Genomic DNA, 21,734 nt, shown 5'->3' on the forward strand with positions numbered 1-21,734 from the left:
GTATTTATCTATATAGTATCTCCTGCTGAAGGTCAAATCGCCCATTATTGTCTGAATAGTTTTTTCTGTTTTGAACTTATACCTGTATCTTTTGGTATTCCTGCTTTCAAGTATCAAGTTGTCTACATTTTCCAGCATGAGCTTAATCCTTGATAGACCTGCTTCACATACAATACCATAAACTTCCTCTTCTATATTGTTGAAATTCAATTCTAATTCATCTAAAATTATATTGTTCATGCTAAAGCTCCTTTCTATTTTTTTATGGCAATTTAATTATAAAAAGTCTTTAGTATGAATAAAAGGCCTTTCAGCCAGGTAATTGCTGAAGGCCTTTCCTTATTTTCTGCCTAAAAATATTTTACTTACTCGTAACGATATATTAGGGTATGTTTTAATTTAATGCTGAAACTTGATATAATTATATTATATTTGATGGAAGGAGTTCATGACTATGGCAAATTCAAATACTATGATAGAAGAGATAAAAAAATTACCATTACATAAACAAGATCATATATATTCTTTTTTAGAAGAAGTACTTGTGTTAGGCTCACAAATAAAACAAATTACATAAGAAGTTAAAGAATTTAGATTTTGCAAAGATAAATTCTTCCCTCATTGTGGTGCTGAAACTGTTTCAAGGAATGGGAAAATGGCATATCAAGAAATAGAAAGGCTCTATAATGACTGTATAGGGGATAATTCTATACTTTGTACCGAATATACATTACCAATAAAAATGGCCATAGGAGGGAAAATATGAATAAAAAATTTTTTTCAACAATTATCATAGTATCTTTGCTTATGACGGCTTGTGGAAGAACCAATTCAACTAATCCTCCGCAACAAAATAACCAGTCGACACCTAATACCACTACTCAAAATAGCACAAATACAACAACTTCAAAGTCAGAGTCTGATACTAATAACATAAAAAATATAAAAGGTTTTGCCGCTATTGAAAATCAGTCTTTTACGGTTGATTTAAATTCATGGGGTAATGTCAAATTTGTATCCGGGAAAATTACAGGTGGCAATCACATACCGGCAGTATTTTATTTAACCAATGAAAATGGAGATATTCTTTATAGCTTTGAAGATACACCTTTCCCGTATAATGTAGATGTTAAAGCAGTTTCATTTCAAGATGTAAATAAAGATGAATTAAAAGATATAATCATCATTGTTATTGACAACGCCAACTCTGGGAAACCAATATCCGCTGTTTGGTTGCAAAATGCTGATAAAAAGTTTATTTGTGACACGAAACTATCTCAAGAGATGAATGAGTCTGGAAAAAACAAAGATATAAAAACTGTAACGGACTATCTTTCTAAAAAATTCTAAATGCCTTAAAGGCACATTTAGGGAAATCAGAATGACTTCCCTAAAAATTTTGTAAGTGAGTCAGAACGAAATCAGCAAGTAGAAAATAGCCTGGATAGAGTTCATAATTCAAATAAGAAAAGTTCGTCAGATTTAACTAATGAAACAAAACAAAATGATAATATTCAAAAAGATAATACGATAAATACAATAGCAAAAATAAAGGAAAGAAGAAAAGAGTTATTACGGAAAATCTTATGATATATATGATACCTTATATGAGAAAGAAAGAAGTGTAAATATGGGTATGGGAAGATGAATATAGATTAGTCTCATTTATGACATAAGATAAATATAATAAATAAGTGATAATAACAAATTTTATTATATTTTGGAGGGAAAATAAATGAGATTTATAATAGATAATAAAGTATATGATACTGAAAAATCTGAAAGGATTATAAAATATAAAAAGGAATATCCACTAGAGGGCCCTTTAGGTCTAATAATAGAACCTAAGTACGATACTATTTTGTATAGGACCAGAAGAGGTAATTGGTTCTCGGTGGCTATAAAAAGTTTTGACAAGAAGGTAGCATATAAAGAAACTAATGATACGGTGAAAAAATTGTTTAAAAGTTTGAATGAAGTTGAGCTTTATAATAAATATTTTGGTACTTTAGAAGAAGCATAAGGGGAGGTAGTTAATGTCTATAAAAGCCGTAGATAAGTCTTATAAATAACGTAGCCAGAGATCCGGGATGTGGTGGATTTGAAATTCAACAAGGATTTGGCACATGAAACGTATAAGTCAAGCCGAAATATGCTTAATGCCCTGAGTACAGAGGTTAGTTCTCTGAAGAGTATATTATAAGCTAGGCATTATAGAGAATTAAATATTTGCCTAGGCCTCCTTAAAAGGTGGTCTAAGAGGCATGTTTAAAAAATTGATTTGAATGGATAAATAAAGCAAGCCCTTGAATATAAAAATCCACGTTAATCAATTAGAGATATTCATTCTAGGCACAAACTAGGCACAAAGAGCGATTAGAGAAATTTTCAAGAAGGGCGTAAATTGATACCCCCTAAGGAAAACAAGAAAAGGTAGTAGAGTATAAAACAATTTTCATATTTTTTCCAGTCAAGTAAAAAAAGACAGCATATAAACTATCATTTTAGTTTATATGCTGTCTTAGTATACCATTTTTATTCAATGGTGAAAAAAAGCGTTTTTAGAAGAGTATGTGTTTATACCTTGGATAATTTGTCCTACATAATACTGTAGATTTGAAGCTGTATAAACACATATTTCGGGTGTTTTTTATTTTTCTCTTCTAAAAATGTTTTTATAGGATACATGTCCTAATAAAGTGCACCTTTTTATCTGTGTACAAATTATAGTAGCCCAGCAAATTAAAACCGCAAAAGTTGATATTGACATAATATATTCAAAAACTTTGTCAGGAACATAATAATTTAAGATTACAGCAATTGTTGTAAGTCCGCAGCTAATTAAAACTCCAACGTAAGGTGATCCAGATTTACTGATCTTACTAAATAGTTTTGGGGCATTGCTTTCTAAAGCCATACTATAAATGATTCTTCTACTAACATATAAGTCACTATTCATAGAAGAAAAGGCAGCTGTCAATACTGCAAAATTTATAACAGATGCAGCAGCCGGAATCCCAACTTTTGCAAATACAAGTACGAAAGGACTGCCATTTACCCCAATTTCACTCCATGGATAAAGAGATAACATAACAAAGAGTGCTCCAATATAAAAAATAAGTACTCTCCAAAATATACTGTTAATTGCAGTAGGTATGGGTTTTTTAGGATTTTCTGTCTCAGCTGCAGTTATCCCAACAAGTTCTACACCATAAAAAACAAAAGCTACAGCAGTAAAAGACAGAATAAACACTTTAAATCCATTAGGGAAAGATCCTCCATTTCCATCAGAATCATTGCCGTTTCCTATAAATATAAGACAGCCAGGAATCTTTTGTAAAAATGTGCCAAAATCTTCAGGAGCCATCCACTGCTCACAATTTCCATCCACATTATTTTCACCAACAACATTTCGAGCTGCTCTTACCGCAATATCAACACATTTTGCTGAGTTAACTGTCGGTGCGAATTCGTGGGTATATTCAAATTTACATTCTGCTCCATTTACTTTGCAAATTCTCTCACTAATAATTTGCATCCTTTCTTCTAACAACTTTTGTACCTCTGAAGCATAACTTCTAGTATCCCCTTTAATCATTACATCTGAAGTATTTGTTTCTTCAAAAGCAGTTTCAGGATACATATGAAAATAATGTCTCCACTCAATAAGCTGTTTTTCAAAATCCTCATTGCTCATATTAGTCTATCACTCATAAAATAATTTTTTTAGCCGCTATGAGTTTAGCAACTACATCAAGTAAAACGTTAGCTCCAGCAGCTAAGTCAGATTTCGCTGTAAACTCTTTAGGGTTATGGCTAATCCCATGAACGCAATGTACTATTTTTGAATATATTACCAATTATCTGCTTGTAATAAGTGCCAAATTGCTGCTTACAACTAACGATTCCATTGCTGACGTAGCTTATCAATGTGGTTTTGGCAGTACCAGCTATTTTATTGAAAAATTCAAAAACAAAACTGGAGTAACACCCTTCGGCTATCGAAAAGATAAAAATAGATAAATAGAAAAACAATCCTTACGACGATGTAATAAAGAAAAATATATTAGAATATCATATTGTTTTTGTTTTAATATTTATTAGGGTGTGTCTGAAAACTAAATATTGCATAAGAACTGAGTTTTAGTTAAAATAAGATAAAAAAACTGGGGTGGTTACAAATACGGCACAAAAGCGTTATGAAATATCAGATTAACAATTGGATCAGATAAAAAGCTTAATTCCAGTAGCAAAAACGGGCAGACTTCCAAAGATAATAGATTTATATTTAATGCAATTCTATGGATTACAGGAAGTGGAGCAGCATGACGTAATTTGCCAGAACGATTTGGCTCATGGGAAAACGTGTACAACTGTTTTTGCAAGTAGTGTTACACTTGGAGCCTTGATGTCCATTTTTAAACAGTTAAATTCTGATGCAAATTATGAGAATATCAGCATCGCAGTTGCCGCCGTATCTGCTACAGGATTTACAAATTCCACTTCGTCATTATAGTCAAATTCTTTTAAAGGAACAGCGGCTGAAATACTTACTTTTATCATACAACCCTGTCCACGGTATTTAAGGCCATAAGTACGCTCTTTTATTTCATCACTTACCGTACATCTCCATTGTTGATATGCACCTCACGGCTAAGTGTAGAAAATTTCAGCACTCCAAATGTCTTTCCCTTGTTTAGAATAACGTGCTTTAATTCTATATACTTTAGCCTCTTTTCTTTTTTATTTATAATAGTTAAATTGTAATTGTCTCCTTATTCTGCCGGATGTATACCTTTCTTGCCTGTTCTTTATCAAGGGCAAGCTTACGTGCTTCGCACCCTTGACAAAGTCCGGTCAAAAAGGTAAATAGCAGGTAAGCAGAATATTGTATCTCCACACTCTATATCAATTACCACAGAAACGTTGATATAATTTTTTATCTCTTTATTTCGGCTTTTATCACTATTTTCTATAAACACGATATGCTTGAGAAAGTGCTTAAAATCAAGGATCTCTACATATGTTTTCTTTGTAGCGAAACTATAGTCTCCACATGTGCCGTCTCCGGGAACATGTCCACTGGCTGCACCTTTTCTGCCACATATCCCAGATCCCGCAGTATTGCCAGATCTCTGGCAAGGGTGGCAGGGTCACAGGATACATAGACTATGGTCCTTGGAACCATGTCGGCGATGGAATGAAGAAGTGCTGTGGCACATCCCTTTCTGGGAGGATCCACAACTACCACGTCGGCCCTTGTACCCTGTTCTATGAGCCGGGGGATGATTTCCTCGGATTTACCTGTTATAAACTCCACATTGTGGATTCCGTTTTCTGCCGCATTTATTCTGGCATTTTCCACGGCTGCTTCTATTATCTCCACGCCGTAGACCTTTTTTGCCTTTTGTGAGAGAAAGAGTGAAATGGTACCGGTGCCGCAGTAGGCATCAAACACAATTTCATTTCCCGTGAGACCTGCGTACTCCAGTGCTTTGTGGTAGAGAACCCGGGTCTGCAGCGGATTCACCTGAAAAAAGGATAGGGGAGATATGTTGAACTTGAAATTGTCTATATAATCACTTATACTGTCTTTTCCCCATAGAGTTATAGATTTTTGTCCCAATACTACATTGGTTTTTTTGTCATTTATGTTTTGGATTATACTCACTATATGAGATATATTTCCAGTTAAAATTTCTATGAATTCATCCTTTGCTGGAAGTTTAGAACCGTAAGTTACAATTACCACCATTATCTCACCTGTCGTGAAAGCTTTTCTTATCATTATATGCCTTACAATTCCCCTTCCGGCTTTTTCATCATAAACTGGTATGTTGTATTTTTCAATCCACTCTCTGATAAATTTCACCGCTTCATCTGCAGATTCATTCTGTATGAGACAGCTGTCCATATCTATTATGTCATGGCTTCTGTTGGCATAAAATCCAATTTTCAATTTGGAATTGAATCTGCCCACTGGAAGCTGTACTTTATTCCTATACCTATAGGGATTCTTCATGCCTATGGTATCGTATAATTTTAAGCCATTTTCTGAAATGGTCTCAGCCACCTGAAATTTCCCTATTCTCTCAAGGCAGTCCTTTACTCTATTTTTCTTGAAATTTAATTGTGCCCTATAGGACATGTGCTGCAGCTGGCAGCCTCCACATCTCTTGTATATGGGACAGGACGGATTAACTCTCTCTGAAGATGGCTCAATTACATGAAACAGTTTCCCAAAGGCAAAACTTTTGTTTACCTTTATCACCTTTATGTTTACTTTTTCTCCCGGCAGGGCTCCAGGTACGAAAACTGTAAATCCATTTATTTTCCCGATTCCCTCTCCCTGATATCCCATACCATCTATTTTCAATATGTATTTTAGGTTTTTCTCTATTTTATCATTCATATTTTCACCTGCTAAAAAATTAGTTACCTAAATACAGTATACATTATTTCATCAGAAAAAATCTATGTCATCAAATCAAACACTTTGTACACATTCAAAAAAATTGCACCCCTAAAGGTGCAAAAAATATAGAATCAGTTGTCTTACTTTCCATCATACAATTCTAGCCACATATTTATTTATTATACATCAAACTCATGATTATTTCCAATTTTTTAGGAAGAAAAAATTTAAAATATCAAATGATTTTAATGTTCACAGTGATTTGCTTATGAGAAAAATCTTTTTTAAAAACCTTAGAAGGGCTAATTCAGACAAAAATAAATAAAAAAAAGCATTGACTATTTATTTTAGTGTGCTATAATAATAATTAACAAATAGTAATTATTAAATAATATGGCACAATAGTTAAATTTATCATAAAATTAATAAATTGGAGGTATTTATTATGAAAGATAAGAAAGATTTAAAATCAAAGAAAAACGTACATGAAGGAGAAGTACATGAAGATGCAATAGATAAAAATGCAGTATTTGCGGGTGAAGATGATGAAGTAGTATTGAATTGTGATGGAGAACCTTGTAATTTTTCTTACCGCAAAGATCTATCGGATGATTCAAAGGATTCTCAAAAATAATTAAATTAATCCTAAAGAATATACTTATATTTATCAAATTTATCCAGAGGGATGGCATTGCCTGTCATTTCTAATCTTGAAGAAGTTTGAAATGTCAGCAATGACAGCCGGAGGATAAAACTCTTATTGCCCATTTCATATATTTTATTTTAAAGCAGCTGATCAGCTGCTTTTTTTATCTATATTCTACAATTCAAATAGCTTTTTATATGTTATATTTTCTACATTATGTTGGCCCTGCCGTTATATACAATACCTCTTATAACATCCATAGTTATGAATGTACCCGTTTTGAGTATTTCAGTAGCACCTCCTGCACTGCATATAATCGGTATTTCCCTGGCTATACATTCAATGGCAAGATGTGATGTTAATCCACCTTTTTCCGCTATAACTCCCGACACTCTATCCAGCACATTCATATATCCTCTATCTAAATTTTTGACTACTAAAATATCATCTCTTTCCACAATCTCATCTGCTTCTCTAGGACTAGCTGCTATTTTTACATTTCCATATCCGGATCTTATCCCAGCTCCTCTTCCCTGAACCAATATATCTCCTACTATGTGAACCTTAAGCATATTTGTAGTTCCTGAATAACTCACGGGTATGCCAGCAGCTATGACTACCAGATCACCCTTTTGGACATAACCACTTTTCAACGATATGTCCACTGAATTCTCTATAAGTTCATCTGTAGAATTAACTTTTTTGGTAACCATGGGATATACTCCCCAATTCAATGCCAGGCTTCTCGCCACTCTATGACTTGGAGTTACGGCTATAATATGACACTGAGGCCTGTACTTTGAAACCATCCTGGCCGTATGACCGCTCTGTGTAGCAGTTATTATAGCTGAAGCTTTTAATTCCGAAGCAGTTGTACAAGTTGCAAGACTTATGGCATTGGGGACATTTTGTATATGGGCCTCTCTCTTTTTCTCCAGCAAGGCATCATAATCAATTTTTTTCTCTGCACTTTGGGCTATCTTCGCCATGGTCTGTGCGGCCTCTACAGGATATTTACCATTGGCAGATTCCCCACTTAACATTATGGCATCTGTCCCGTCAAATATAGCATTGGCTATGTCGGACGCCTCTGCTCTTGTAGGCCTTGGATTTCTTATCATGGAATCGAGCATTTGAGTGGCGGTTATAACAGGTTTCCCCACTCTGTTGCACTTTTCTATTATCATCTTCTGAATTAAAGGGACCTCTTCTATGGGGATTTCCACTCCCATATCCCCCCTTGCAACCATTATCCCATCAGAAAATTTTATTATCTCGTCTATATTGTCAACGCCTTCCTGACTTTCGATTTTAGAAAATATCTGTATGTCTTGTCCTCCATTTGCTTCAAGCACTTTTCTTATAGTCAACACATCCGAGGCCTTCCTTATAAAAGAAGCCGCTATCATATCTATTCCCATTTTACATCCAAACTTTAAATCCTCTTCATCCTTTTTGGTAATGGCTGGAAGAGATATGGAAATTCCTGGAATATTTACCCCCTTGTGATTGCTGATAGTCCCGCTGTTTTCAACTAAACAGTGTATTTTATTATCTTCAACAGTTTCAACTTTCAGATCAATTAATCCATCATCAATTAATATATGATTGCCTTTTTTGACATCTTCACACAGCCCGTCATAAGTTACATAACATCCATGACTGTCACCAATAACATTTTCCCTGCAGTAAATAGTAAACTCTCCATTTTCCTCCAGCTCAGCTTTATCTTCCTTAAAATTTCCTGTCCTTATTTCAGGTCCCTTGGTATCCAGCATAATCGCTATGGGTTTATCATACTTCTCCCTCAATCTCTTTACAGCATTTATTCTCTCTTCATGCTCAGCGTAATCTCCATGAGAAAAATTATGTCTCGATACATTCATGCCAGCTTCAATAAGCTTTGATAAAACTTCCTCTGAGCCGCTTGCAGGTCCAATGGTAAAAATCATTTTAGTTTTTTGCATAGTATATAACTCCTCCTCAACACAAGATTTACTTGAAGCTTCCGTCAAGCCAGTGCATTTGCTATTTTATATAATTTATCATCAAAATATCTTGGTACACTTAAAGCTTCATCTATATCCAGGTCAATAATTTTTGCGCCTTTAATTCCAACAACTCTAGAAGTCTTTCCCTCCTCCAGCAGTTCTACAGCCCTATACCCAAATCTTGAAGCCAATATTCTGTCCATACAGCTGGGACTTCCTCCCCTTTGAATATGTCCAAGCTTTGTGGCCCTGGCTTCTATACCCGTAACCTCCTGTATTTTTTTTGCAAGAGCTTCAGCTCCTCCAATACCCTCTGCTAAAACTATCAAATTGTGCAATTTACCCTTAATTTTTTCCTCTAGTATATTTTTGCACAATTTATCCTGATCATATCCCTTTTCAGGTAAAATTATATTTTCGGCTCCTCCTGCCAGGCCAGAATAAAGTGCTATATCTCCACAATTTCTTCCCATAACCTCCACTACACTTACCCTCTCATGAGAAGTAGAAGTATCTCTCAATTTATTTATGGCGTCCAATACCGTATTTACCGCCGTATCAAATCCTATAGTAAAATCTGTATAGGGCAGATCATTATCTATAGTGCCAGGAATTCCAACAGTTGCTATAGACATCCTGGATAATTCCTGTGCTCCCCTGAATGATCCGTCTCCGCCAATTACCACTAAGCTGTCTATGCCAAATTTTCCCAGCATCTGCACTGCTTTTTTTCTTCCATTTTCTGTTTTAAATTCTTCACTCCGGGCAGTTTTTAATATAGTTCCTCCTCTTTGTATAATATCTGCCACACTTCTTCTTTCCATAGGTATCATTTCACCATTTATGAGTCCACTGTATCCTCTTTCTATTCCCATCACAGTAAACTTTTTATCTAAAGCCGTTCTCACTACCGCTCTTATGGCAGCATTCATGCCTGGAGCATCTCCACCGCTTGTCAATACAGCTATTGTTTTCATATTAGTACCTCCTGTGACCGCAGGGACTTTTTATGTCCCGCTAAAAGTATAAACAAAGTTTTTATACCATGACTTAATTATATCATATAATGATTGTCTTTTCACCACATTTTTACATTAATTTATAGAGCATATTCTCTAAAAACAAAATTTCAACAACTACCAATACTTAAAAATCGGGAAGAAATTTCCCTATATTATTTTGTTTACATGGTACTAAAAATATACTAGTTTTTTAAATAATTTTTAGATTTTCTTCCCCGAACCTTCTCTTCAAAATAGATACAAGTTCTGAATTGGGTTCTACCCAAAGTTCTCTATCAAGTCTAAACTTCTTTCTTTCTTTCTTAGTACATAAGTATACAGGCATATTTCCTCTGAAATTTGAAAATATAGTTTTAATTTCATCTACAGTTTCTTTCAAGGCCAATTGATCTTTAATTAATATATAAAGCTTATCTATATCCACTCTCACCAGAGGTTCTATATTTTCGCAGAGAAGTTTAGGATCCTCTTCTTCTCTCACGCTTACCCTGCCCTTTACTATAATCATGGAATCATCATAAATTAAATTCTTGAATTTTTGAAATACCTTTGGAAATATTATTATTTCCACAATACCATAGAGATCTTCTATTTTTGCAAAAGCCATCATGTCATTGTTTCTGGTTATTTTCTTGGACACTTCTGAAAGTACTCCTCCAACTGTGACTCTATCACCGTCTTTTACCTTGCTTTCCTCCACAAAACCTTCTTCCAGTGTTTTTACATTTACTATGTCAGATATTTTAGTATCTGTTTGAAGTTTTAGAGTTTTAACGTACTCTTCAAGAGGATGTCCTGAAAGATATAATCCGGTCATCTCTTTCTCTAACGCAAGCATATCCTTTTTTGTGAATTCTCCTATTTTAGGATATTGTATTTTTACACTGTCATCTTCAATTTGCGAAAACAGACTTACTTGTCCCTTTATATTTCTTTTCCTGGAGTTTACTACACTGTCAATCACTTTTTCATGCACTGCCACCAGCTGAGATCTATACACATTGAAGCAGTCAAAAGCTCCTGCTTTTATAAGGCTCTCTACAACTCTTTTATTTATTGAATTCATATCTATGTTATTGCAAAAATCAGCTAAATCCTTAAATTTTCCATGCTGGTTCCTGGATTTGACTATGCTGTCTATTATGTTTTCGCCTACATTCTTTACAGCAGACAGACCAAACCTAATTTTCCCATCTTCTACTGTAAATTTAGCACAGCTCTCATTGATGCTTGGCGGAAGTATTTTTATTTTTTCACTTTTTGCAAATCTTATATAATAGGCAACCTTTTCACTGTCCCCTTTTACACTGTTTAACATAGCTGCTATAAACTCAACAGGATAATAATGCATCAGATAAGCAGTTTGAAATGCTACCACTGCATAAGCCGCTGCATGTGACTTATTAAAAGCATAGGAGGCAAAATCAATCATGGAATCGTATATCTTATTGGCAATACTTTCAGATACACCATTTCTTATACATCCTGGTACCTGTATTTTTCCATCCTCATCCACTATTCCATATACAAAATTATGCCTTTCCTCCTCCATAACGTGGTGCTTCTTTTTAGACATAGCTCGCCTTACAAGGTCGCTTCTGCCCATGGAATAGCCTGCCAGATCTCTTACGATCTGCATTACCTGTTCCTGATACACCATACATCCATAAGTAACAGAGAGTATGTGTTCAAGCTGTGGAGTTATATATTCGATTTTATCTGGATTATTCTTATTTTTAATATATTTTGGAATTTCTGCCATTGGTCCTGGTCTATACAGGCTTATTCCTGCTATGATATCCTCCAGTGAATCAGGTTTTAATTCCTTCATGAAGGAGGTCATTCCAGGAGACTCCAACTGAAACACCCCTGTGGTCTTTCCCTGGCCTATCATGTTATATACGGACTGATCATCATAATCTATGCTATCCAGATCAATTTCTTCACCCTTATCCTGTTTCACCATATCCACCGCATCTCTTAGAACGGTTAAAGTACGAAGTCCCAGAAAATCCATCTTTAAAAGCCCAAGCTCCTCCAAAGTATTCATGGTAAACTGGGTTACTATATTGTCTTCATTTTTTTGAAGGGGCACATAATTCACAAGTGGTTTAGATGCTATTACAACTCCTGCCGCATGGGTGGAAGTGTGTCTTGGAAGTCCTTCAAGGGCTTTCGCCACATCTATGAGTTTCTTAGTTCTTGGCTCAGCATCATAGGCTTCCTTGAATTCAGGGTTCATCTCAAGTGCTTTGTCTATTGTTATATTCAAAACTGTGGGGATCATCTTGGCTATTCTGTCCACTTCAGCATAGGAATAGTTCATAGCCCTTCCCACGTCCCTTATAACTGCCCTGGCTGCCATAGTTCCAAAGGTTACAATCTGGGACACGCTGTCTTTTCCGTATTTTCCGACCACATAATCTATAACCTCTCCCCGTCTTTCATAACAAAAATCGCTGTCAATATCAGGCATGGAAATTCTTTCAGGATTTAAAAAACGTTCAAAAATAAGATTGTATTTTATGGGATCTATTTTTGTAATGCCAAGGGTATAGGCAACTATGGAACCTGCTCCGCTTCCCCTTCCCGGTCCTGTCATAATCTTGTTTTCTCTTGCAAATCTTATAAAATCCCAGACTATGAGAAAATAATCTACATATCCCATGGTCTTTATTACACCAAGTTCATATTCAAGTCTGTCTTTTAATTTTTCAGTTATATTTTCGTATCTCTGTTCAAGTCCCCTATAACACAGTTCTTTCAGATACTCATAGGCATCTGTTCCTTCTGGAAGAGGAAATTTGGGGAGTTTAGATTCATGAAATTCATAGTCAAAATTACATTCTTCCGCTATCTTAACCGTGTTTTCCAGTGCTTCCGGTACATTTGAAAACATACTGCACATTTCCTCCGGTGACTTCAAGTAGAATTCATCAGAGGGATACCTCATTCTATCTTCTTCCTCTACGGTTTTTCCAGTCTGTATGCAGAGTAAAATATCATGAGCTGTATAATCTTCTTTTCTTATGTAGTGGACATCATTGGTGACAACCAAAGGTATATGAAGTTCTTTAGACATAGCTATAAGCTGTTCATTTATTTTAAGCTGCTGTTCTATTCCATGATACTGAAGTTCAAGGTAGAAGCCATCCTTAAAAGTATCCCTGTAAAAAAGTGCTGCATTTCTGGCTGTTTCAAGATCATTTTTTAATATATTAGATTGTATCTCACCGCTCATACAGGCACTTAAAGCTATAAGCCCACTGCTGTGAGATCTCAGGTAGGCATGATCCACCCTGGGCTTATAATAAAATCCTTCAATGGAAGCAGTTGAAACTATCTTCATCAGGTTTCCATACCCCTCTTTATTTTTAACAAGAAGTACAAGGTGATAGTTTTCATTTCTTCCGTTATTTTGTTTTATATGCATATCTCCCTGGGAAACATATATCTCACAGCCTATTATAGGTTTAATTCCCTGTGCTTTGGCTTCTTTATAAAAATCCACACATCCGTACATAACCCCATGATCCGTTATAGCCATGCTATTCATTCCCAATTCCTTGGCCCTTGCTATAAGTTCCGGAATTTTAGCCGAAGAATCCAAAAGGGAATACTCCGTATGCTGGTGTAAACTCACCCATTTACATTTTTTCTCCATAATCAATTACCCCCTTGTTTGAAGGAGCATCATGAAATTGAATCTGATACAAGTTTAATCTCATGTCCACCAACTATTAACTATTAAAATCTACAGATACCGAAGAACTGACCAATGACTTCAAATTGGCCTTCACTTCATTTAGATGCACTGGATGAACCTGATAGGCATCCATATCTTCTCTGGAATCAAAAGTAGCAATAAGGGCCACATCATAGGATCTATCAGATCCCACTACATCCGTGCCAACCTTTATGGTATTCAATGTAGGCACCTTACCGTCTACACGCATTAATATATTTTTTACTTTTTCCATGTTTTCCGCATTTCTCTCTTTCAATTTAAAAAAGACCACATGAACAAACACAGCTTATCACCTCCTTATCATTCTTGCAGATAAAATACATTTACCAACTATATCCTTTTTTCCATCAAACATGTCAACTTCCACTTTACAGTAGTTTATGCCTTCATCTATTGCATTTACATATATTTCAATTTCACTGTCAATTTGCACAGGCTTCATGAAATATGTATTTATACTGTCCACTAAAATATTTGCATTATTTTTCTGCCTCAAAATCATGATTGCCATAGTGGATAGAAGCATATTCAGTGAACTCCATGAAGCAGTACCAATAGGATCCAGCATTTCAGGCGTTATCTTACCCATAAAATGTGCTACATTATCTTCAATATTAAACTCAAATTTCTTTAATATGGAATCCTCAAGAGTTTCTCCAGCCTGAGGCTGTCTTGCCATATATTGAAGTGCTTTTATCACGTCTCTCCTGGTTATAACACCTACCAATCTTTTACCTTTTACTACAGGAAACAGCTCTATGCCCTCCCAGCCCATTATATGAGCTGCATAAGCTACTGTAGTTTGAGGTGTCACTGTAATAGGATCTCTGTGCATTACTTTGCTTACTGGTTCATCATCCACATAGTGATTTGATAAATCCTTTAGAGATACAATTCCAACTATCTTTTTTTCACTATCTACTATAGGATATCTCTCATGTTTAACCTCCTGCATTATATTTTTCCATTTTTTAATTGTATCTGTAACTTCCAAATAGCAGGGCTCATCCTGCATTATATCTTCTACAAGAACTATATCTTTTTTTATCATATTTTCAGAAATAGCCCTATTTATCATACTAGCTACAGTAAAAGTATCATAGCTGCTGGATATTATGGGGAGGCATTTCTCATTTGCCAGTTTTTTTATTTCATTAGTGCATCCAAAGCCACCTGTTATAAGGACACCTGCATTATTTAAAAGTGCAAGCTTTTGTGCATCTTCTCTATTCCCTATTATAACAAGGCAGTCCTTTCTTATATATTGTTTCATGGCTTCTATAGTCATTGCCCCTATTATAAAACTATGGAGTATTTTATGTATTCCATTTTTTCCCCCCAGCAAACTTCCGTCCACTACATTTATAACCTCACCATAAGTTAAAGCCTCTATATTTTTTTTCTCAACTTTTTCTATTCTGACAGTTCCAACCCTTGGAATGGTGGTAACTATCCCCAGAGTATCAGAATCTTTTATAGCTCTATATGCCGTTCCATCACTAACACCTAATTCACTTGCTATACTTCTAACTGAAATTTTGGTGCCAGCTTCCAGTGAAAGTATATACTTGATTATATCTTCATGCTTAGACATATACTCTGTTCCTACCTTTCTTTTCTAAGCTCCTCTGCTATCTTTTCAATTCTCCTCAACCTGTGGTTTACTCCAGATTTGCCCACTTTAGGTTCCAGCATTTCACCTAATTCCTTTAAAGATTCGCCCGGATAATTTAATCTGAGTTCGGCGATCTCTCTTAAATTCTTAGGGAGCCTATTTAGACCTATTTTCTTTTGTATAAGCTTTATGCTTTCTGTCTGTCTTACCGATGCATTCACAGTCTTGCTTAAATTCGCAGTTTCACAATTCACCAATCTATTTACATTATTTCTCATTTCCTTCATTATTCTTATATTTTCCAGTTTCAAAAGTGCAGAATATGCCCCTATTATACTTAAAAGATCCGCTATCTGTTCTCCCTCTTTGATATATACTATAAAACTGTTCTTCCTCTGTATTATCTTGGAGTTCAATCCATATTCATTTACAAGATGGCTTAAATCACCTGCGTATATCTCATTATGGGTTACAAATTCTAAATGATAAGTCTTTTCAGGATTGCTGATACTCCCTCCTCCCAGGAATGCTCCTCTTATATATGCTCTCTTCAGTAAATCAGTTCTCACCATGTTTTGGGGGATACTATAATCTAAAGAAAATACATCCTCTTCCTCTTTTAAAATTCCCACTTCCTTAAGCAGTGTTCTAACATTCTCTCCTTCAGTTATAATTATCTCATATACATTGTTTTTTTTCAGAGAATTACTTTTTTTTACCAATATCTTTGAGTGCATATCAAACTTATTTTTTAATAACTTAAAAAGAAATCTAGCAGTTGGTGCATTTTCTGTAATTATCTTAAAACTAAATTTCCTTATGCCTCCTAAAAGTAAAGTTCCACTCACCTTCATTATTGCAGACAGTTCCGCTGCAGCCTCTTCTCTACCCATATTCGTATATCTGCAAATTTCATTTTTTACTCTCAATGAAAACGACATATCCAATCTCCTACTTATCTCTTTATTTCCTTTAACCTCTCCGACAAATAAAAATACTCTATTATCTTTTTCCTATCATATAGAAGTTTTTTGTCCATAATGGTTTCTATCAATATAGAAGCTAATTTTTCAGAATTATGTCTTATCAGTCCATTTTTAGCACTTATAAAATCACCCTCTATGACCTTCACTCCCAGGGAATCCACGGCATCCTCATTTATTTTAACTAGATGAGATTCCTCCTCCTTATATTTTCCTTCCAATTCTCTGTTTATTTTTCCTACATTGACGATCACATAATCAATTATACCGCTGCCTATATGATTAAAAATAGTCCTTATATGATCTTCTACAGAAAACCCATCTGTTTCACCGGGCTGGGTCATTATATTTGACACATAAAGCCTTATGGCGCTGGTATTTCGTACGGCATTGGCTATATCCTTTACCAAAAGATTGGGAATCACACTGGTATAAAGGCTGCCCGGCCCTAATATTACAGCATCTGCATCCAATATGGCATCCACTGCTTCTCTTAAAGCCCTGGCATTTTCAGGCTCTATGAATATCCTATCTATACTGCTGTTCTGCTCAACAGCCTCTCTTGGAATATTGGATTCTCCCTCCACAACAGAACCATTTTTCAATTTGGCTTTTAAAACCAAATTATCCAGAGTTACGGGCATCACCTTTCCAGTTACTGCAAGAACAGAACTCATCTTATGAACAGCTTCCTCAAAATTTGCGGATATTCCATCCATAGCAGCTAAGAAGAGGTTTCCAAAGCTCTGATTTTTAAGTCTTCCATCTTTAAACCTGTATTGAAGTAAGTCTTCCATAAGAGGCTCAGTATCTGCAAGAGAGAGTATACAGTTTCTTATATCTCCCGGTGGAAGCATTCCCAAATCTTCTCTTAAGTCACCAGAACCGCCACCGTCATCTGCTACAGTCACTATAGCAGTTATATTTGAGGTGTAATACTTAAGTCCCCGGAGCATGGTAGAAAGCCCTGTACCTCCGCCTATAGCCACAATCTTAGGTCCTTTTACTAGAAGACGCTTTTCATATATGAGATTTTCTAATTTTTTTGAATCCAAGGATACGCTTAAATATCCTTTATTTATCAGTGCTATTATAGAACGCATTCCCTGGGTTATAGAAATATATACTACAAATATCCCTGATATAACTAAAAATATATAAAAAGAAATATAATAAAAGCTATAAAACCTCCTGTTTACAAATTCTATCACTCCAAATATTATAAATAATACTCCCATGGCTCCAAGCATAACCCACCTTTTAACTTTTATACCAGGTCTGAGCCAATCTACAATCCTCATAGCTTTTTACCACCTTTATCATTCACGTCTTCTTCAATATCCCTGTGGTCTATATTAACTTTATGCCCATTAGCTTTTAATCTACTGTAAATAGCATTGGCAATAGTTACAGATCTATGCCTCCCTCCAGTGCATCCTATGGATACAATAAGCTGTCTCTTACCCTCCTTCAAATAATTTGGAATTAGGAACTCCAACATGTCTTCCAGCTTATCTATAAATTCTATAGTTTCTTTGAAATCCATTATATACTCTATTACAGGTTTATCTTTTCCAGAATATCTTTTAAGAGCTGGTATATAGAATGGATTTGGCAAAAATCTTACGTCAAATACCAAATCCGAATCAACTGGTATGCCGTATTTAAAACCAAATGAAAGTACAGTTATCATCAGCTGAGTTTCTATTTGACCCTCTTCTGAGTATATCTTTGTTATTTTCTCCCTCAACTCTCTGGTTGCAAGTTTTGAAGTATCTATTATATTATCTGCTCTGTCTTTTATATCTTTAAGTCTATTTCTCTCCATAAGTATTCCATTTAAAATTCTCCCATCAGGAGACAATGGATGTTTTCTTCTAGATTCTTTAAATCTTTTAACTAATACCTCATTTGAAGCATCCAAAAACAATATTTCATATTTATATCCTTCCTCTTTTATATAATTTAAGCTTTCAAATATATCATCAAAAAACTGCCCTCCTCTTATATCTATTACTAAAGCTATTTTATCTATTTTACCATCAGTTTGATAACAGGCCTCTGCAAATTTAGGTATAAGGGTAGGAGGAAGATTATCTACACAAAAAAAACCCAAATCTTCCAAACTTCTTATAGCCTGAGTTTTCCCGGCTCCTGATAATCCTGTCACTATAACAAATCTCATGGCCACATTCCTCCACCAACAAATATTTAGCATTTATATAAAATTTTTAAAATCAACTTATGCAAATTTACTTTTTTTAATTATAGCACAATGAATTAGAAGAATAAATATAGTTTAAAGTGGAGAATCAAATGCAGTATTAGCACTAATTCTCCACTTAAACTGATATTTAATATCTATACTTTGAACCTTAGGGAAAATTTTTATATTTTAATCTTCTCCTATAATCCTGACTTCGGTATAAAGATCCACATTAAACTTTTCCTTCACCCTGTGCTGTACAATCTTTATCAAATTTAAAATATCACTGGCAGTAGCATTTCCCCTGTTTATTATAAATCCCGAGTGTTTTTCGGAAACCTGGGCATCTCCCACATTTTCCCCCTTTAACCCGCTGTCCTCTATTAATTTAGCGGCAAAATGGCCTTCCGGTCTCTTAAAAGTACTTCCTGCTGAAGCATATTCCAAGGGCTGCTTTTGACTTCTTCTTCTATTTAAATCATCTATACGATTTTTTATCTTTTCATATTCTCCATTTTTTAAATTAAAAGTCACTTCTAAAACAGTATATCCATACATCAATATAGAACTCATTCTATATCCCAATTTCAGCTCATCTCTATCAAGCACCCTTACTTCGCCAAAATTGTCTATAACCTTTGCGCTCTCTATTATATGGGAGATTTCTCCATTATATGCACCTGCATTCATGGTAACTGCCCCTCCCACACTGCCAGGGATTCCACAGGCAAATTCAATTCCCGTTAAACTGCTATTTAAGGCAGCAGCTGAAATCTCTTTCAAAGATGCTCCGCTTTCTGAAATAATTTTATTTCCCTCAACTATAATATGATTTAATTTTATAAGCTTAATTATTATACCCCTTATTCCGCCATCTTTTACAAGTAAGTTGGAACCATTTCCCATTATATAAAAAGGTACATTATTCTTCTTACAAAATTTTATTACATCTATCACCTGTTGAAAATTTCTTGGAGTAATAAGTATATCTGCAGGTCCTCCCACCTTAAAAGAAGTATGATATTTCATAGGTTCATCTATTCTTATATCCTCTTCATTCAATATTTCTTTCAAATTTATAGCAAAATTTTTAAACTTATTCATTGTAAGTATTCTCCTTGAAAATTAAAATTAAGTATTATGTTTAGTATAATGTATGTATACTACTTAATCAAGACTGTACATTCTTATATATTACATTTTACCCATTAAATTCAAGCCTATTAATTTTTACTGCCATTTTTGAAATAAAAAATGATATTTTCCGCCGTTCGTCTGTCTATAGAAGGTACAGCCAGCAGTTCCTCTAGATTTGCCTTTTTTATATTATCTATGCTTCCAAATTTCTTCAACAATGCTTTTCTTCTGACCGCTCCTACATTAGGTATATCTTCAAGTACTGAATGAAACACTCTTTTATTTCTAAGACTTCTGTGATAAGATATGGCAAACCTGTGAACTTCATCTTGTATTCTTGTAACAAGCTTATTCACATTAGGACTATAGCCTATGGCCAATTCTTCATTGTTATATATAATCCCTCTTGTCCTATGCCGGTCATCTTTCACCATTCCACATACCGGTATATCTATTCCAAGTTCTTTCAATATTTGAAGTGCCACATTTACCTGCCCTTTTCCTCCATCCATAAGGATCAGATCTGGAAAAATACAAAACTTTCCAGCACTCAATTCAAGATTTTTCTCCTTTATTTTCTCTATTTCATCCAGACCGTGCTGAAATCTTCTTTTAATTATCTCTCTCATGCTGTCATAGTCATTTGCCCCTACTACAGTGTTTATCCTAAATCTCCTATAATCGCTATTCTTAGGTCTTCCATTCTCAAACACCACCATAGAACCTACAGAATCCACTCCTTGAATGTTTGATATATCATAGGCCTCTATTCTATGGGGAATATCGTCAAGTTTAAGTATTTCAGAAAGTTCTTCAAGTGATGTATCATATAATTTTTTATCCTGAATAAACTTTAATTTAAAATTTTTTAGCATAGTTTCAGCATTTTTTTGAACCAAGTCCAAAATTGCCTTTTTGTCACCTCTAAGTGGAATTCTAATATACACTTTAGAACTTTTCTTCATACTGAGCCAATCCTCCAGCAGTTCAATATCATCCACTTCAGGTACATATATGGTCTTACCTATATAAGCAGTGCCTCCATAAAACTCCTTTATAAAATTGGCTATTACTTCGCTCTTAGGTAAATCCACTGTATTTTCCACAATAAAATGTTCTCTGCCAATTATTTTCCCAGATCTCAAAAAGAACACTTGCAGACAGCTGTCTTTTCCATCAGAGTACATATTTATAAAGTCCTCATTTTCAAAACCCACTGTAGTTATTTTCTGCTTTTCAATAACTTTTTCCACTGCAAATATCTTATCTCTCAACTCCGCTGCTTTTTCAAATTCAAGATTTTCCGAAGCGGAATTCATATTTTCTTTCAGTTCTCTGACTATATCCTTATTTTTCCCGGATAAAAAATCTATTACCTCATTCACTATATCCCTATATTTTTCCCTACTAATGTATCCTCCGCAGGGAGCTTTGCAGATCCCTATATAATAATTCAGACAGGGTCTTATTTTTTTTCCATCTTCCTTTATGGAAAACCTGCAGGTCCTTATAGGAAATATTTTTTTTATGATCTCCATAGTCTCATATACAGAAGAAGAGCTTACATAAGGTCCAAAATATTTTGCACCATCTCTAGCCACAGTTCTCGCATATATTATTCTAGGAAAATCTTCATTTACAGTTATCTTTAAAAATGGATATCTCTTATCATCTTTCAATAGTATATTATAGTGTGGTCTGTATTTTTTAATCAAATTGCATTCTAAAATAAGGGCTTCCATTTCTGAATCAGTTACAATATATTCAAATTCAGAAATATGTCTGACCATGGCTTTCACTTTTTCTGAATGATTTTTTGAACTCTGAAAATATTGTCTCACTCTATTTTTTAAAATTTTTGCTTTTCCCACATATATAATTTCTCCCAGAGAATTTTTCATCAAATATACTCCAGGTTTATCTGGCAATACTTTTAGCTGATATTGAAAATCAAACACTTAATCACTCCTA

At 34.7% G+C, this 21,734-nt stretch carries 19 protein-coding genes and 1 pseudogene; 6 read left to right on the plus strand and 14 right to left on the minus strand.

All coding sequences use genetic code 11. The features are described 5' to 3' along the window. The coding region (locus LN736_RS15965) for a UPF0236 family transposase-like protein (protein ID WP_229981981.1) at nt 1–240 on the minus strand (240 nt) is incomplete at its 3' end. Between the two features lie 214 nt (nt 241–454). Between LN736_RS15965 and LN736_RS19255 the strand changes: the two are divergent. The 3 genes and pseudogenes from LN736_RS19255 to LN736_RS15975 form a co-directional block, all read left to right on the plus strand. Continuing rightward, a pseudogene (locus LN736_RS19255) lies at nt 455–655 on the plus strand (IS1595 family transposase); the annotation flags it as partial. Between the two features lie 107 nt (nt 656–762). Further along, nucleotides 763–1,350, plus strand: a complete 588-nt coding sequence (locus LN736_RS15970; protein ID WP_150359067.1) for a hypothetical protein — start codon at nt 763–765, stop codon at nt 1,348–1,350. Between the two features lie 385 nt (nt 1,351–1,735). Continuing rightward, entirely contained in the window at nt 1,736–2,023 is a 288-nt protein-coding gene (locus LN736_RS15975; RefSeq protein WP_150356721.1) for a hypothetical protein, read from the plus strand. Between the two features lie 627 nt (nt 2,024–2,650). Here LN736_RS15975 and LN736_RS15980 read toward each other — a convergent pair. After that, nucleotides 2,651–3,697, minus strand: a complete 1,047-nt coding sequence (locus LN736_RS15980) for an amino acid permease (RefSeq protein WP_229981982.1) — start codon at nt 3,695–3,697, stop codon at nt 2,651–2,653. Nucleotides 3,698–3,840: 143 nt separating this feature from the next. Between LN736_RS15980 and LN736_RS19260 the strand changes: the two genes are divergently transcribed. Then, nucleotides 3,841–4,023: a helix-turn-helix transcriptional regulator gene (locus LN736_RS19260; RefSeq protein WP_150356748.1), complete on the plus strand. Its 183-nt coding sequence runs from the start codon at nt 3,841–3,843 to the stop codon at nt 4,021–4,023. A gap of 196 nt (nt 4,024–4,219) precedes the next feature. After that, the gene (locus LN736_RS15985) at nt 4,220–4,516 is read left to right on the plus strand and encodes a hypothetical protein (protein ID WP_150356722.1); all 297 of its coding nucleotides are present in this window, start codon (nt 4,220–4,222) and stop codon (nt 4,514–4,516) included. Here LN736_RS15985 and LN736_RS19300 read toward each other — a convergent pair. After that, nucleotides 4,444–4,608: a DUF961 family protein gene (locus tag LN736_RS19300; RefSeq protein ID WP_456064441.1), complete on the minus strand. Its 165-nt coding sequence runs from the start codon at nt 4,606–4,608 to the stop codon at nt 4,444–4,446. The genes LN736_RS15985 and LN736_RS19300 overlap by 73 nt on opposite strands. A gap of 409 nt (nt 4,609–5,017) precedes the next feature. Next, nucleotides 5,018–6,412 (minus strand): 23S rRNA (uracil(1939)-C(5))-methyltransferase RlmD, encoded by a 1,395-nt coding sequence (rlmD, locus tag LN736_RS16000; RefSeq protein ID WP_229981983.1) that lies wholly within the window; start codon nt 6,410–6,412, stop codon nt 5,018–5,020. 448 nt (nt 6,413–6,860) lie between these two features. Between rlmD and LN736_RS16005 the strand changes: the two genes are divergently transcribed. Beyond that, nucleotides 6,861–7,049, plus strand: a complete 189-nt coding sequence (locus LN736_RS16005; RefSeq protein ID WP_150356724.1) for a hypothetical protein — start codon at nt 6,861–6,863, stop codon at nt 7,047–7,049. A gap of 221 nt (nt 7,050–7,270) precedes the next feature. Here LN736_RS16005 and pyk read toward each other — a convergent pair whose 3' ends face one another. From pyk to uvrC, 10 genes are all read right to left on the minus strand, one after another. Further along, nucleotides 7,271–9,028 (minus strand): pyruvate kinase, encoded by a 1,758-nt coding sequence (gene pyk, locus LN736_RS16010; RefSeq protein WP_229981984.1) that lies wholly within the window; start codon nt 9,026–9,028, stop codon nt 7,271–7,273. Nucleotides 9,029–9,072: 44 nt separating this feature from the next. After that, entirely contained in the window at nt 9,073–10,029 is a 957-nt protein-coding gene (gene pfkA, locus LN736_RS16015) for a 6-phosphofructokinase (RefSeq protein WP_150356726.1), read from the minus strand. Between the two features lie 235 nt (nt 10,030–10,264). Then, entirely contained in the window at nt 10,265–13,738 is a 3,474-nt protein-coding gene (locus LN736_RS16020; protein ID WP_179978047.1) for a DNA polymerase III subunit alpha, read from the minus strand. Nucleotides 13,739–13,814: 76 nt separating this feature from the next. Further along, nucleotides 13,815–14,105 (minus strand): Dabb family protein, encoded by a 291-nt coding sequence (locus tag LN736_RS16025; protein WP_150356727.1) that lies wholly within the window; start codon nt 14,103–14,105, stop codon nt 13,815–13,817. 6 nt (nt 14,106–14,111) lie between these two features. Continuing rightward, nucleotides 14,112–15,416 (minus strand): DRTGG domain-containing protein, encoded by a 1,305-nt coding sequence (locus LN736_RS16030; RefSeq protein WP_150356728.1) that lies wholly within the window; start codon nt 15,414–15,416, stop codon nt 14,112–14,114. A gap of 11 nt (nt 15,417–15,427) precedes the next feature. Then, nucleotides 15,428–16,378: a DNA-binding protein WhiA gene (whiA, locus tag LN736_RS16035; protein ID WP_150356729.1), complete on the minus strand. Its 951-nt coding sequence runs from the start codon at nt 16,376–16,378 to the stop codon at nt 15,428–15,430. Nucleotides 16,379–16,392: 14 nt separating this feature from the next. Next, complete coding sequence (locus LN736_RS16040; RefSeq protein ID WP_150356730.1) at nt 16,393–17,721, minus strand: gluconeogenesis factor YvcK family protein; 1,329 nt, start codon at nt 17,719–17,721, stop codon at nt 16,393–16,395. After that, on the minus strand, nt 17,718–18,605 hold the full coding sequence (gene rapZ / locus LN736_RS16045; RefSeq protein ID WP_229981985.1) for an RNase adapter RapZ: 888 nt from the start codon (nt 18,603–18,605) through the stop codon (nt 17,718–17,720). Before rapZ ends, LN736_RS16040 begins: the two co-directional genes overlap by 4 nt. Before the next feature lie 210 nt (nt 18,606–18,815). Then, nucleotides 18,816–19,730, minus strand: coding sequence for a UDP-N-acetylmuramate dehydrogenase (gene murB, locus LN736_RS16050; protein WP_229981986.1), 915 nt, complete (start codon nt 19,728–19,730; stop codon nt 18,816–18,818). 119 nt (nt 19,731–19,849) lie between these two features. After that, on the minus strand, nt 19,850–21,721 hold the full coding sequence (gene uvrC / locus LN736_RS16055; protein WP_150356733.1) for an excinuclease ABC subunit UvrC: 1,872 nt from the start codon (nt 21,719–21,721) through the stop codon (nt 19,850–19,852). Between the last annotated feature and the right edge of the window lie 13 nt (nt 21,722–21,734).

This window comes from Clostridium aromativorans (assembly GCF_020908015.1).
Lineage (GTDB): Bacteria > Bacillota > Clostridia > Clostridiales > Clostridiaceae > Clostridium_B > Clostridium_B aromativorans.

Excerpts from the sequence above, each read along its gene's own strand:
- LN736_RS16020 (WP_179978047.1), bottom strand. The coding sequence starts at position 13,738 with ATGGAGAAAAAATGTAAATGGGTGAGTTTACACCAGCATACGGAGTAT.
- LN736_RS16030 (WP_150356728.1), bottom strand. The coding sequence starts at position 15,416 with ATGTCTAAGCATGAAGATATAATCAAGTATATACTTTCACTGGAAGCT.
- LN736_RS16005 (WP_150356724.1), top strand. The coding sequence starts at position 6,861 with ATGAAAGATAAGAAAGATTTAAAATCAAAGAAAAACGTACATGAAGGA.
- LN736_RS15970 (WP_150359067.1), top strand. The coding sequence starts at position 763 with ATGAATAAAAAATTTTTTTCAACAATTATCATAGTATCTTTGCTTATG.
- murB (WP_229981986.1), bottom strand. The coding sequence starts at position 19,730 with ATGAATAAGTTTAAAAATTTTGCTATAAATTTGAAAGAAATATTGAAT.
- pyk (WP_229981984.1), bottom strand. The coding sequence starts at position 9,028 with ATGCAAAAAACTAAAATGATTTTTACCATTGGACCTGCAAGCGGCTCA.
- rapZ (WP_229981985.1), bottom strand. The coding sequence starts at position 18,605 with ATGAGATTTGTTATAGTGACAGGATTATCAGGAGCCGGGAAAACTCAG.
- pfkA (WP_150356726.1), bottom strand. The coding sequence starts at position 10,029 with ATGAAAACAATAGCTGTATTGACAAGCGGTGGAGATGCTCCAGGCATG.
- LN736_RS15980 (WP_229981982.1), bottom strand. The coding sequence starts at position 3,697 with ATGAGCAATGAGGATTTTGAAAAACAGCTTATTGAGTGGAGACATTAT.
- rlmD (WP_229981983.1), bottom strand. The coding sequence starts at position 6,412 with ATGAATGATAAAATAGAGAAAAACCTAAAATACATATTGAAAATAGAT.
- whiA (WP_150356729.1), bottom strand. The coding sequence starts at position 16,378 with ATGTCGTTTTCATTGAGAGTAAAAAATGAAATTTGCAGATATACGAAT.
- LN736_RS15975 (WP_150356721.1), top strand. The coding sequence starts at position 1,736 with ATGAGATTTATAATAGATAATAAAGTATATGATACTGAAAAATCTGAA.
- LN736_RS16040 (WP_150356730.1), bottom strand. The coding sequence starts at position 17,721 with ATGAGGATTGTAGATTGGCTCAGACCTGGTATAAAAGTTAAAAGGTGG.